This is a genomic window from Streptomyces sp. NPDC051018 (assembly GCF_044456085.1).
GTDB lineage: Bacteria > Actinomycetota > Actinomycetes > Streptomycetales > Streptomycetaceae > Streptomyces.
In genome coordinates, this window is record NZ_JBITFN010000004.1 from 389946 (window position 1) to 403063 (window position 13118).

At 73.3% G+C, this 13118-nt stretch carries 11 protein-coding genes; 5 read left to right on the forward strand and 6 right to left on the reverse strand.

Annotation, left to right across the window (positions count from 1 at the left end):
• The first annotated feature begins 157 nt into the window (after positions 1-157).
• Positions 158-589, forward strand: a complete 432-nt coding sequence (locus ACIBCM_RS10450) for a hypothetical protein (RefSeq protein WP_399241589.1) — start codon at positions 158-160, stop codon at positions 587-589.
• 17 nt (positions 590-606) lie between these two features.
• Here the strand turns inward: ACIBCM_RS10450 and ACIBCM_RS10455 are convergent, their stop codons facing one another.
• Complete coding sequence (locus ACIBCM_RS10455; RefSeq protein ID WP_399241590.1) at positions 607-1668, reverse strand: IS110 family transposase; 1062 nt, start codon at positions 1666-1668, stop codon at positions 607-609.
• Positions 1669-1923: 255 nt separating this feature from the next.
• Between ACIBCM_RS10455 and ACIBCM_RS10460 the strand changes: the two genes are divergently transcribed.
• A complete protein-coding gene (locus ACIBCM_RS10460; protein WP_399241591.1) occupies positions 1924-4041 on the forward strand; it encodes a HEAT repeat domain-containing protein in 2118 nt (705 codons plus the stop codon).
• A gap of 366 nt (positions 4042-4407) precedes the next feature.
• On the opposite strand, the gene ACIBCM_RS10465 is transcribed toward ACIBCM_RS10460, so the two are convergent.
• Positions 4408-5019 (reverse strand): TIGR03086 family metal-binding protein, encoded by a 612-nt coding sequence (locus ACIBCM_RS10465; protein WP_399241592.1) that lies wholly within the window; start codon positions 5017-5019, stop codon positions 4408-4410.
• Positions 5020-5776: 757 nt separating this feature from the next.
• Here ACIBCM_RS10465 and ACIBCM_RS10470 point away from each other — a divergent pair.
• The gene (locus tag ACIBCM_RS10470; RefSeq protein ID WP_399241593.1) at positions 5777-6730 is read left to right on the forward strand and encodes a fibronectin type III domain-containing protein; all 954 of its coding nucleotides are present in this window, start codon (positions 5777-5779) and stop codon (positions 6728-6730) included.
• 98 nt (positions 6731-6828) lie between these two features.
• Here the strand turns inward: ACIBCM_RS10470 and ACIBCM_RS10475 are convergent, their stop codons facing one another.
• The gene (locus tag ACIBCM_RS10475) at positions 6829-7659 is read right to left on the reverse strand and encodes an alpha/beta fold hydrolase (RefSeq protein ID WP_399241594.1); all 831 of its coding nucleotides are present in this window, start codon (positions 7657-7659) and stop codon (positions 6829-6831) included.
• Positions 7660-8214: 555 nt separating this feature from the next.
• Here ACIBCM_RS10475 and ACIBCM_RS10480 point away from each other — a divergent pair.
• Together ACIBCM_RS10480 and ACIBCM_RS10485 are read left to right on the forward strand one after the other, a co-directional pair.
• Positions 8215-8421 (forward strand): hypothetical protein, encoded by a 207-nt coding sequence (locus tag ACIBCM_RS10480; RefSeq protein ID WP_399241595.1) that lies wholly within the window; start codon positions 8215-8217, stop codon positions 8419-8421.
• The gene (locus ACIBCM_RS10485) at positions 8418-9119 is read left to right on the forward strand and encodes a histone-like nucleoid-structuring protein Lsr2 (RefSeq protein WP_399241596.1); all 702 of its coding nucleotides are present in this window, start codon (positions 8418-8420) and stop codon (positions 9117-9119) included. The genes ACIBCM_RS10480 and ACIBCM_RS10485 overlap by 4 nt, the downstream gene beginning before the upstream one ends.
• 118 nt (positions 9120-9237) lie before the next feature.
• On the opposite strand, the gene ACIBCM_RS10490 is transcribed toward ACIBCM_RS10485, so the two are convergent.
• The 3 genes from ACIBCM_RS10490 to ACIBCM_RS10500 form a co-directional block, all read right to left on the reverse strand.
• Complete coding sequence (locus tag ACIBCM_RS10490) at positions 9238-10434, reverse strand: FAD-dependent monooxygenase (protein ID WP_399241598.1); 1197 nt, start codon at positions 10432-10434, stop codon at positions 9238-9240.
• A gap of 62 nt (positions 10435-10496) precedes the next feature.
• Positions 10497-12125 (reverse strand): malate synthase A, encoded by a 1629-nt coding sequence (gene aceB, locus ACIBCM_RS10495; RefSeq protein WP_399241599.1) that lies wholly within the window; start codon positions 12123-12125, stop codon positions 10497-10499.
• A gap of 308 nt (positions 12126-12433) precedes the next feature.
• Complete coding sequence (locus ACIBCM_RS10500) at positions 12434-13051, reverse strand: NTP transferase domain-containing protein (protein ID WP_399241600.1); 618 nt, start codon at positions 13049-13051, stop codon at positions 12434-12436.
• Positions 13052-13118 lie beyond the last annotated feature (67 nt).

Sequence of the window (13118 nt, forward strand, 5' to 3'; positions counted from 1 at the left end):
CCTCGCGGCCGGCAGCCGTCGCCGGCCGTCTCCCGACCACCCGTGGTCCGGGGCCCTTTGGACCGTCCCGGCGCGGGCAGAGCGGGCCGGGCGGTGTTGAAGCTCCTATAGATCGTCAAGCTGGTCGGCTGTCATAGCTGGGTCGTACTGTGCGTGGGTGCGCTACTTGGTGGAGCCCTTCATCATCGGGGCCTTGAGGCGGGGCCGTTCGGTCGAGCAGTTCCTCGGGCCGGTCGGTTCGCCCGAGCGCCCTGGTGTGAGGTATGCCGAGGTCCGGGCGGCGAGGACGTCGTATGAGGTCTATGTTCATGCCGTCGAAGATGTCGGGCACGAGGATTTTCTGGACCTGGACGTGTTCCCGCCGCTCGATCAGGACGCCGAGGAAGAGGACTTCGGCCAGCTTCTGGGCACGGCTGAGGACCCGCAGGACGCGCTGGTTCTTGCCGAGGAGTGCACGGGCGCTGTTCGTGGGCGATGGGTCAACCAGGGTGTCGTGCAGGACGAGTACCGTGACTTTGTCCGGGCCGGCCGCCCGTCCCGCATCTCGCCGGACGGGCATCCCTGGCCTGACCTGCGCACCACCTCGTGATGAATTGATCACCTCGTTCAGGTGGCCGGTGTCGGGACCGGGACGCCGGTGGCTTTGATATGCCTGTAGACCTCGCGGGCGACGAACCTCTTCAAGCACCGCATGACGTCCTTGGTGGTCATACCTTCGGCGGTGCGTCTGGCGACGTAATCCCTGGTCCGTGCGTCGTATTGCATGCGAACCAGGACAATGGTGTAGAGGGCACTGTTGGCGTGCCGGTCTCCGCCGCGGTTGATGCGGTGGCGGTTGGTGCGGCCCGAGGAGGCGGGGATCGGGGCGGCCGCGCACAGGTGGGCGAAGGATGCTTCGGACCGGAGCCGGTCGGGGTTGTCTCCGGCGGTGATCAGCAGCTGGCCGGCCGTCTCGATGCCGACTCCGGGCAGGGCGACGAGGCTCGGGGCCGCGCGGGTCACGAGGGGGGCGAGGTCGGCGTCGGCCTGCTTGATCTCTTGCTGAAGGGCCTGGTAGCGGCGGGCGAGGCGACGCAAGGCCGTCCTGGCCGCCAAGTCAGGGTCCATCAGGTCCCCGGTGGGCCGGGTCCGGGCGAGGGTGTCGATGAGCACGGCGGTGGGCAGTCCCCGCAGCTTCTCCCGTAGGGCGGAGGGCGCGGTGACCATCAAAGAGCGGATCTGGTTGATGGTCTGGGTGCGGGCCTTGACCGCGCTCTTGCGGACCACGCGCAGCGCGCGGATGGCTTCCACGATCCCGTTGCGGCTCTTGGGCGTTCCGCTCGCACGGCCGGAGAGGACGGCGGTGGCCGCCGCGTAGGCGTCGATCGGATCGGACTTGCCGTGGGCCCGTCTGGCCCTGCGGTCCGGGCGGTCGACCTCCACGACCGTGATGCCGCTGGCCGTCAGGAACCGGGCGAGTTCGGCGCCGTAGGCCCCGGTCCCCTCCATCCCGACCGCGATGACGTCCCCCTGGGCACGCAGCCAGGCCAGCAGCTGCCCGTAGCCGGCCGAGGTCGTCTCGGACGACTGCGTGTCCAGGTGGCGGCCGACCGAGTCGACCACTGCGGCTTGGTGGATGTCCGTGTGGGTGTCGACTCCGCCGATCACTGCTATCCCGGGCGCGCTCATGCTTACTCTGCCGTCCTTCGTAAGAGGCGTGGTGGAACAGCGTGTGCTGCCCGGGCAGACGGACGAGACAGTGAAGAGGCCCGACGGCCAAGCTCCTATGAGGTCACGGACGCCCATGAGTACACGCAGTGGCATCGCCCGCGGGCCGACGATTCAACGCACAGGCAGCCGAAGCGCCAGTCAGACCCAGAGTCAGACCCCCGAGCGATGCCGCCTACATCCTCACTGTCAGACCCGCGTGCCATCCTCTGAGGCATGGATCTTGAACGGATTTTCGCGGATCTGGACGGCGTGCGATGGGCCGAGCTGGAGCATGCCTACGGTGACGCGGAGGACGTGCCCGACATGCTGCGGGGACTCGTGGGCGACGACGGGCAGGCGTCCGAGGCCCTCGACGAGCTGTGGGGCAGCGTCATCCACCAGGGCACGGTCTACGGGGCGACCGCGGAGACCGTGCCCTTCCTCGCGCGGCTGGCCGCGGCCGGGGTCCGTTCCGGTGATCTGCTGGTCCTCCTCGGCGGCATAGCCGAGAGCACCGACGAGTACGGTCTGTCACGGCCGGGGCTGTGCAGGGCCGCCGTGGTGGCCGCGCTCCCGCTGATCCTTCCGCTGTGCGGGGCCGACGACCCGGAGGTGCGCCGGGCCGCCGTCTGGACCGCGGGGCGTACGAAGGACGCCTCGGTCCTGTCCGTCCTGCGCCCGCGCCGGGCCGACGAGCGGGACCCGGGTGTACGGGCCGAACTGCTCGCCGCCCTCGCGCATGTCGACCCCGTCGGCACGGCGGACGCCGCGACGGAGGCGCTGGCCGCCGACGCCCCCGCCGAACTACGTGTCGTCGCCGTGATGGCCTGCCTGGACGCGGGGCTGCCGTGGTCGCCCGTCCACCGGGACACCATGCTGGCCCTGCTCCCCGCCGACCCGGTGGTCTCCGGCCGCTTCGACCAGTTCCGTAGCGAACCTCTGCGCCATGTGGTGAACGAGCTGCTGCTCCGGGACACCCCTGCCGACCGCGCGTCCGCGCACGAGCTGATCGAGGCCGCGCTCCGGCTCACCGAACCGGGCGCACGCGGCGAGGCGCTCGGAGCGGCCGAGCACGCCTGTCTGCTCTCCCGCGGCGCGCCCGCACGGCTGGCCCCGGTGCTGCTCTCACTGCTGGCCGATCCGTCCTTCACCCACACCGCGTCGCTGATGCCGATCCTGGACAAGCTCGGTGGCCACGCGACCCCGGCGGCGCCCGCCCTGGCGGCGCTCGCGGCGGCCGGGGGCGAGCTCGCGGACCGCGCCCTTGAAATCCTCGCCCGGCTCTCCCCGGAGCAGGCGGCCCCGCTGCTGGCCCGCGACCTCGGCGACCGCTCCCGTACGCTCGCCGCCGTCGCCGGTTTCCCCGGCTGGCGCCCCCCGGCCCCGCTCCCGTACGCGCCGGAGCTGCTGAACGCGATCCGTATCCAGCTGACCGCCGTCGCCGCGGCGGACGACATCAAGAGCAGCGGGCCGGGCCGGCTGACCGAACTGCTGGCGGGCTGGGGCCCCCGGGCATCGGCGGCGCTGCCCGAGCTGACGGCCCTGTTCCACCGTTCACCGTCCCGCTTCGCGCGGGCACTGGCGGCGGTCTGCCCACCGGAGAGCCGCGACGCGACGGCCGAACTGCTGCGCGAGGCGGCCGGCTCCGGTCCCGTCGCGGACCGTTACGCGGCGGCCGAGGCGCTGCGCGGCCTCACCGGAGAGACCGGACCGCTGCTGAGCGCGCTCCAGGACTTCCTGGGCGGCGAACTGCGCCCGGAGATCCCCGAGACGGCGGGCAGCCTCGGCGCGGAGGGCACCGCTCTCGTCCCCCATCTGCGGGCGGCGCTCACCCCCTCGGGCGGTCGGACGGTCCACGAGATGAACACCGACACCGGGATAGCCCTGGCCCTGTGGCGGTTGACGGGCGACCCGGCCGAGTCCCTGACGGTTCTGAGAGGCGTCCTGGCGGAGGCGGCGGACGGCATGTGGATGCGCGGGCCGGTCCACAACGCCTGCCGGGCCGCGGCCGAACTGGGAGTCCTCGCCCGCCCGTTGGCGCCCGTGCTGGAATCCCTGCTCACCGACCCCGAACACGCGCCGACGGCGGTCCTGGCGCTCCACGCGGCGGGCGGCGCCCCCGCGCACGCGGCCGACCTGCTCCTGACCTCGGCCGAACTGCACGCCGATCCCTTCACCGCCCTGGAGGCCCTGGGGGCGCTGGGCCCGGAAACCCTCAGCGCCCAGGAGACGGCGCGCCTGACCGCCCTGGGGGAGCGGGATCTACGGGTGGTGGCCTCGGGCCCGGAGTCCGAGATCATCCCCGGGGACGAGCGCTTCCAGGACGCGGCGCGGAAGCTGCTCGCGGGCTGAGGCACGCGACCGGGACGCGCCGGCCACGGGCGTGGTGCGCGGGCCGGGTGTCCCGGGGCGGGGACGGCGAGGGGGCCGCCCGGCGGTGGCGCGCTCGGCGGGTGCCGGTGAAGGCGGTGCCACGCGGCTGATCCGAGGTCCGCGGGACCCGGACCGGCGGGCTCCCCGGAGAATCGGTGCGCCCCGCAGGAGCGGTGCGCCCGGGGTACGCGGGCCGGGCGCCTGCGGGGTGCGGCCGGACGGGCCGGGGGAGTCGGCGGTGGCCGAGGTCCGGGCGGAGGCTGGAGGGATCAGAGGCCGACGGTCAGCCCGGCGGCGAGTGCCGTCGGCCGGGCGGGGGCGGGGTGTCGACAGATCCGGCTCCGGTCACCTCTCCGCCGCCCGCTCACCGGGCCGCCAGTCGGGGCGTCGTCCGCTGAGAGCGATGACCTGGTCGAGCAGGGACGCTCCCTCCACGACCGGCCCGAAGATCGTCCCCCGCATCGGGTCGTCGTCCCCGGCCGCCTCCAGCAGCGCGTACGAGACGTGCAGGCTCGCCTCGGCCGGTGCGTACGGCTGGCCCGTGGCGCGGGCCAGATCCCATCCGTGGATCACCAGCTCGTTGAGTGCGACCCGCCCCGCGAGCGCCGCCGGCAGGCCGACCCCTCCGGCCTGGGTCTCGCCCTCCCATGCCGCGGGGTCGGCCCAGGCCCGGGCCATCTCGTCGAGTCGTCGCGGCAGGACAGCGCGCCAGCCGTCCTCCAGGACCGGCAGCGCGTCATCGGGGCTGACGCCGGTCGTCTCCCCGAGTTCCTTGCGTGCGGCGTCGCGGAAGGCGGTAGCGAGCCCGAGGAGATGGCCGAGCAGTTCCCGTACCGCGTACTCGGGACAAGGGGTCGGATCGCCGAGCCGTTCGTCGCCGACGCCGTCGAGCAGCCGGGCCACGGCGTCGGCGGCGGGGCGCAGGCCGGGAAGGGAGGGCGTCGTCGTGGAGTCCATACAGGGGAGACCGTCCGCATACCGGGAACTCATCGCCCGCCGTCCGGCGAATCGTCGCGGGCCCGAGGAGGCCGCGCCGACTCCGTGACGGTCGTCGCCGAGCCTGAAAGGTGCCGTTGCGTCGCTCCGGGCGGGGGCCGCGCCGAAGGGCCCCAACCGCGTCGGCTATGTGACCGCCGCGACCTGCCGCCCCCCGACCCGCAACGCATCGCCGCCGGTCCCCAGGGCGCCGTGCCCCGGTCGCCGGTTCGGCCTGGCGGTGAACCCAGCGGTGAAGCGTGAGCGACCTGGCATGGGGTGAGCGGACCGGGCCTTGGGGCGGGGCCGGGACAAAGCCGGTGAGGCGCGCGGAGACGGCTCGCCCCGGCCCTCTGAGCCGTACCGGCGCATCCGTAGCGAGGAGCCGTACCGACTGCCCCGCGGCTCTACCGACCGGACCCGCGGCCCTACGGACCGCAGTCGTCCCCAGTCGTACCGGCCGGAGCTCTACCGGCCGTAGCCACCGAGGCATCCGTGCAGACAGCGTCCTCGCGGGCCGTGCCGACCGCAGCCGTGCCGGCCGCGTCCCCGCCGGCCGGATACCCCTGCGGGGCATCCGCAGCGCGCATCCGGCCCGCACCACCCGCCGCGCCCACGCCCGGGGCCCACCCGCGCCCCGCCCGGAGCCCCGTCGCGAATCCGCGCGAGAGCCTTGCCGTCCGGGCCCCCTGCGGCCATATTGGTCTGGACCATTGCCCTCGCCCGCGGAGGCCCGATCGTGCAACGTCCCCCCACAACAGCCGCGTTGGTCTGCGCGGCCGCCCTCGTTCTCCTCACCGCGTGTGACGGTGAGGACAAGGACACCGAGCCCCCCACCACACCGTCCGGCGTCACCGCACAGGCGGGCAGCGCCACATCCGTCCACGTCATGTGGGAGCGGTCCACCGACGACAAGGCCGTCACCGGCTACGAGGTGTTCCAGAAGGGCGCCAGGGTGAAGACCCTGCCCGCCACCAAGAACATGGTGGACATCGGCGGCCTCAGCCCGAAGACCGCGTACAGCTTCACCGTCCGGGCCCGTGACGCCGCGGGGAATCTCTCGCTGCCGAGCCCGGCCACCGCCGTCACCACCCCGGCCCCCACGCCGGAGGACAAGGTGGCCCCCACGAAGCCGGTGCGGCTCCGCGGAGGACTCGACGGCCGCCGCGCGGTCACCCTCACCTGGGGGAAGGCGACCGACAACACCACGGTGACCTCGTACGACGTCTACCAGGAGGACACCCGGATCCACAGTGTCCCCGGCACCGAGACGACCGCCCGGGTGACCGGACTGCGCCCCGGCACCGTCTACACGTTCACCGTCCGGGCCCGCGATGCCGCCGAGAACTCGTCCCCGGACAGCGAAGCCGTCGATCTGACCACACCCGCCGCACCCGGTGAGGGCCCCAGCACGGCGCCCACGGACGTGACGGCCTCGGCGCGCAAGGGGTCGGTCGAGCTGACATGGACGCCACCGAAGGCCGATGGGGAGATCCACACCCATGAGCTGTATCTCAACGGGAAGTTCGCCACCACGATCGTGTGGGGCGCGACCCCGCCGGCCGGCCGGGCGATCTACACGATGACGGTTACCGATCCGCCCGGCACCCGCTACAGCGTGAAGCTCCGGGCCAAGCTCCCCGACGGCAAGTGGGGCGACTTCTCGGCGCAGCGCACGGTGGTGGTCCGCTGACGGCTCACCGCGGTGGCCGGGCCGGTCCGCTCATGGCGGGTGCGACCGGGGCGTCCGGCACGGTCCCGTAAGGGAGTTCACCGCCCCACCCGGTCCGCTCAGCGGCGCGGCGCCCGCCACCGGGCTCCGGTGACGACCAGCGCCGTGCCCGTGAGCACCGCCGCGCACGCCAGTCCGCCGGCGCCCGCGATGGCCAGCCTGCGGGCGCCGCTCTCGGCCAGGGCAGCCGCCTTGGCCGAGTCGGACGCGGTGGTGACGGCGGCCTCGCGAATCGTCTGGGTGACGACATCGGGGCGGGACATCATCGCCACGTGCGAGGAGTCGACCTCGACCGTGTGCGACCCGGCGCGCCTGGCCTCGAAGCGCTCCAGATCGGGGGCGATGGCCTTGTCGTTCTTCGCGACGACGAACCACGAGGGAATGGTCTTCCAAGCGGCGGGCCCCGCCTTCTCCTCGGAGGTGACGCCGGAGATGGGCCGTTGCCCCACGGCCATCAGCCGGGTCACCGACATGGGCAGATCCGCGGCGAACACGCTGTGGAACCGGTCGGGTTTGATGTACAGATCGGTCCCGCTGGTCGTTCCGTCGGAGTAGGGAACGGGGTTGAGCGCGGGCTGGAGTTCGCTGCCCGGGAACTTCGCCGCCAGAGCACCCAGCGTCTCACCCTTGTCGGGCATGAACGCGGAGACGTACACCAGCGCCTTGACATTGGGGTTCCCGGCGGCCGCACCGCTGATCACCGCACCGCCGTAGGAGTGGCCGACCAGCACGATCGGCCCGTCGATGCTCTTGAGCACGCTGGCGATGTACGCGGAGTCCCCGCTGAGGCTGCGCAGCGGATTGGCGGGTGCCATGACGTCGTAGCCGTCCTTGATGAGCCGCTCGGCGACCTCGTTCCACCCCGACGCGTCCGCGAACGCGCCGTGCACCAGCACCACCGTCGGCTTGCCCGTCCCCCCGGCCCCCGCCCCCGCCGGCCTCTCCCCACCGAAACCCCGCCCCGCCGCCACCGCGGGCCCCGCGCCCGCCACCGCCGCGGTCACGGCCAGCGCGAGGGCGGCTGTCCGGCGACCACGGGAAGCGGGGGAGCCACGGGAGCCACGGAACGCACGGGGCGTACGCGTTCCACCGGAGCCACAGGAGGTACGGGGTGCACGGGGCGTACGGGATATTCGGCGCCGGCCCGGGTGGCGCACCGATGAGGACACGGACATGGCGGGTCTCGTTTCTTCGGGAGGGGTTTGCCGGCCTCCAGCGTTTTCGAGCCCGCCCGGCCCTGCACGCCTCGGAGGGCGCGAGAGTGAAACGGGAGGACTGTCCGGGTGACCCACCGGACCGGTCGCCCGTCTCCACGTCCGACGGCCGCACGAGGCAGGGCGCGAAGGCGGGGCCGAGGGCGAGGACGGCAGGCCACACGGGCAAGGCCATCACGCAGGACCTCACGAACAGTCCGGACATGCGCGATCTGGAGCAGTCGATCGACAATGCGGTGGCCGGCGACCGGCCCGGGGGTACCCGGCGAGATCGTCCGGTACAGCGTCTACCTCGAGTACACGGACGATCTGAAGGACTCGGTGCCCACGTACATTCAGACGGAGGCCGACGGAAGCAACGGCTTCAGACTCGGCACGACCCTGCTGAACCCCGACCACGCCGACCGGCTCCAGCGACGTCTTCCAGGAATCCAGTGACCGCCCTCGCCGAACTCACCCGGCTCTGCCCGCCTCCCGAAACCTCCCCCCGGCCCGTCGGCTGGGACGACGTCGAGACGCGTCTGGGCATCCGGCTCCCCGGTGACTACAAGCGGCTCGCGTCGGTGTACGGCCCCGGGGTGTTCGCCGGCTGCATCCATGTCTTCCACCCGCACGGCGCGAGCGAATGGGTCGATCTGACCGGTCCGGTGCCCGCCGGGGCACGGGAACAGCTGAGCCGGGACCGGGAGCGGGGCACGCACCCGGTGCCCCACGACCCCCGGCGGCTGTTCGCCATGGCCGGCACGGACAACGGGGAACGGCTCTTCCGGATCACCGACCCGCAGGACGCTCCCGACACCTGGCGCGTCACCGTGAACGAGGCCCGGGGGCCGCGCTGGTTCACCTTCGGCGGGACCCTCACCAGGTTCCTCTTCGCCGTACTGAGCGGTGGTACGACCGTGCCCCAGTTCCCGGGGGACCTGCTCGACCAGGCCATGCGTTTCACCCCGTCGAGTCCGGTCCCCCGCACACCTCCGGGGCCCCCGGACCCCTCACCGGTGGCCACCGAGACCGTCCGGGAATGGGCCCGGGCCCACGGCTACGACGTCCCGGCCCGCGGCCGTGTCCCCGCCGGGATCATCGAGGCGTGGGAGCGGGCGGGCCGGCCCGGGGCGGGCGGAGCGGGACAGGGCTGACCGGCGGAACGATCCGCCGCCGCACCCGCCGCACCCGCCGCACCCGCCGCACCCGCCGCACCCGCCGCACCCGCCGCACCCGCCGCACCCGGCGGGCTCGCGCTCCGGCCGCGCCCCTCTACAGGCGCCTTCCGCCGAACACCCCCGCCCCGTCCGCCCCCTTCCACCAGGCGTCCAGCGCGGCCTGGTCCAGGGCCCGCCAGTCAGGGGTCGACTCGACCAGGGCGTGGCCCAGCCGGCGGCCGAGGTCGACCATGGTGCGGCCCATGACGGAACGGGCCCCGTCGTAGGCGGCGAGGGCCTCGGGCAGGGACGGTGTGGAGCGGAGCGCGGATTCGAGCAGGGTCGCGTCCTGGAGGGCCTTGACGGCGCCCGCGCCCGTATGGGGTCGGGCGACCGTGGCCGCGTCGCCGAGGAGGGCCAGCCGCCGGGTGGAGCCGGGGGAGGCGGTGAAGTCGTACATCGGCTGGACGAAGAGTTCGCCCGGGGCGGTCAGCCCGACGAGTTCGGCCCAGAACGGCGGCAGATGACGGGACGCCAGCCGGACCGGATGCTCGCGCAGGGACTCGCCCAGGGTGCCCGGCGGCAGACTGGTGGGCCGGGTCAGACGGCTGTCGGAACCCGGCGGGGGAGCGGCGTAGAGGACCCAGTTGACCCGGTGACCGCCCGTGCCGTCCGGGATGCGGTAGACGACGAGATGGCCGCCGGGGAAGACGACGTAGGCGACCGTGGTCTTCTCCCAGCGGCCGGGGTCCGGCAGCCGGCTCTCCGGATAGGCGCCGCGCCACGCCAGATAGCCCGCGTAGGCGGGACGTACACCGGGGCAGGCCGTCTCACGGACCACCGAGCGATAGCCGTCCGCGCCGATCACCAGGTCGTAGCGGGCGGTGCCCGTCCTGGTACGGACCTCGGCGCCGGAGTCCGACTCGACGACGGAGGAGACCTCGGTGCCGGGGCGGAAGACGACCGGATCGGGTACCCGGGCCCGTAACTCCCGCCACAGCGGACCCCAGTTGTAGGTACGGAAGGCGAAGGCGTCCGAGGCGATCAGACGGCCCAGCGGGGCGTCGCCGTCGCGGACGAGCCAATGACGCTCCGTCAGCCTGACCCAGGGCATCGCGCCGTCGAGGTAGCCCGCCGCCTCCAGCTCCGTATAGCGCGTGCTGTGGACGGCGACTCCGACGCCCCGGTCGGCGAGATCCCCCGCCGCGCGCTCGTAGACGGTGATGTCCCGGTGTCCGGCGCGGTGCGCGGCGAGTGCCGCCGCGCATCCCCCGACGCTGCCGCCCACGACGGCGACCCGCAGTCCGCTCATGGAGCGCATCATGGCAGCCCTCCGCGCCCGGGAGCGGTCCGGGCGCGGAGGAGCGAAGGGAATCAGCCGATCAGCTGCTCGTACGCGGACAGGGTCAGAAAGTCCTCGTAGTCCTCGTCGAGGGCCACCTTCAGCAGCAGATCGTGGGCCCGCCGCCAGTTGCCCGCCTCGAACGCCTCGTCCCCCAGTTCGGCGCGGATGGCCTCCAGCTCCCGCGCGGCGACCTCGCGGGCGAGTTCCGGGGTGGCGCGTTCGCCGTTCTCGAAGACGACGCCCGCGTTGATCCACTGCCAGATCTGGGAGCGGGAGATCTCGGCGGTGGCGGCGTCCTCCATGAGATGGAAGATGGCGACCGCGCCGAGGCCGCGCAGCCATGCCTCGATATAGCGGATTCCGACCTGGACCGCGTTGCGCAGCCCCTCGTACGTGGGTCTGGCGTCCAGGGAGTCGACGGCGATGAGATCAGCGGCCGCGACGGTGACGTCCTCGCGAAGCCGGTCCTTCTGGTGGGGCCGGTCGCCGAGGACGGCGTCGAAGGAGGCCATGGCGACCGGTACGAGGTCGGGATGGGCGACCCAGGAGCCGTCGAAGCCGTCGGCCGCCTCGCGGTCCTTGTCCGCCTTGACCTTCTCGAAGGCGACCCGGTTGACCTCGGCGTCGCGGCGGGAGGGGATGAAGGCGGCCATCCCGCCGATGGCGTGGGCGCCGCGCCGGTGGCAGGTGCGGACGAGGAGTTCGGTGTAGGCGCGCATGAAGGGGGCGGTCATCGTCACCGCGTTGCGGTCGGGGAGGACGAACTTCTCGCCGCCGTCCCGGAAGTTCTTGACGATGGAGAACAGATAGTCCCAGCGGCCCGCGTTCAGCCCGGAGGCGTGCTCGCGCAGTTCGTAGAGGATCTCGTCCATTTCGTACGCGGCGGTGATCGTCTCGATCAGAACGGTCGCGCGGACGGTGCCCCGGGGGATGCCCGCGTAGTCCTGGGCGAAGACGAAGACGTCGTTCCAGAGGCGGGCCTCCAGATGGGACTCCGTCTTCGGGAGATAGAAGTACGGGCCCTTGCCGAGGTCGGTGAGGCGCTGGGCGTTGTGGAAGAAGTAGAGGCCGAAGTCGACCAGCGCGCCGGGGAGCGGGGTGCCGTCCGGCGCCCGGAGGTGATGCTCTGTCAGATGCCAGCCGCGCGGGCGGGTGACGACCGTCGCCAGCTCTCCGGCCGGTTTGAGGGCGTACGACTTGCCGGTGCGCTCGTCCGTGAAGTCGATCCGGCGCTCGTACGCGTCGATCAGGTTGAGCTGGCCGAGGATCACGTTCTCCCAGGTGGGCGCGGAGGCGTCCTCGAAGTCGGCGAGCCAGACCCGCGCGCCCGAGTTGAGGGCGTTGACGGTCATCTTGCGGTCGGTCGGGCCGGTGATCTCGACCCGGCGGTCCTCCAGCGCCGGGGGAGCGGGGGCGACCCGCCAGGAGTCGTCCTCGCGGACGGAGGCCGTCTGCGGCAGGAAGTCCAGGGTGGAGGTGCGGGCGATCTCGGCGCGCCGCTCGGCCCGCAGGGCCAGCAACTCGTCACGGCGGGGGGTGAAGCGCCGGTGCAGCTCCGCCAGAAAGGTGAGGGCGGCCTCGGTCAGCACCTCCTCCTGCCGGGGCAGGGGCTCGGCTTCGACGACGACGGCCGGTGGGGACGGCGCTGCTGCGGACATGGACTGTCACTTCCTTCGCGGGCGGTACGCGGATCGAACGCGGGCCTCCCGGGCAGGCGGGGTGCCGTGAAGTGGATAGTAGTTTCCTCATTGTGGAAGTTCAAGGTCTGTTGATGTCGAGAGTTCCCGGCCCGGCGCGCACCGGACGGTCCATCGGGTGCGGGGCCGTTGTGGGTGGCGCCGCGCTTCCGCCCGGCTCCGGGGTGCCCGGGCCCTCGGGGGTGCCTGGAGCCGGGTGAGTGCCCGGAACCCGGCGGATGCCCGGAACCCGGCGCCCGTTCCGTACCGCGCCCGCCCCGCCGCCCAGGTCACGGCTCACCCGTCCCCGGGGCTCCTCGTTCCAGCCGCTCCAGATCCTCCGGGGTGTCGATGTCGTACGGCTCCGCCACATCACCGCACTCCACCAGGACCAGCGAAGAGGCGTGCCCGTTCAGATAGGCGCGGGCACCCCGGTCGCCCGCCGCGCTCCGGGCGACGGCGGGCCACCGGTGCGCGCCGATGAGGACCGGATGTCCGCGTTCGCCCGCGTACGAGGCCGCCGCCAGCGCGTCGCGGGAGCCGTACGCCGCCCGGACCCGGGAGACCGCCGCCGCGCCGATCCCCGGCTGGTCCACCAGGAGGACGAGGGCCGCGTCGGCGCCCGTGCCCGCGAGCGACTCCAGGCCCGCGCGCAGCGACGACCCCATGCCCCCGGCCCAGCCGGGGTTGTCCACCAGGACGCAGCCGGCGAGCCCCGGCAGCCCCGTCCCGGCCCGTACGCGCCCGGCCCCCGCGCCCAGCACCACATGCACCGGACCGCACCCGCCCGCGCGCAGGGCACCGGCCGCGTGCTCGACCAGCGTCCGGCCCCGGTACGGGAGCAGCGCCTTCGGCCGTCCGCCGAGCCGTCGTCCACCGCCCGCGGCCAGCAGCAGTCCCGCGACCACAGGGCCGCCCGGGACCGGCCCTCCAGGAACCGGGCCTCCGGGTGCCGGCCCGCCCGGGACCGGCCCT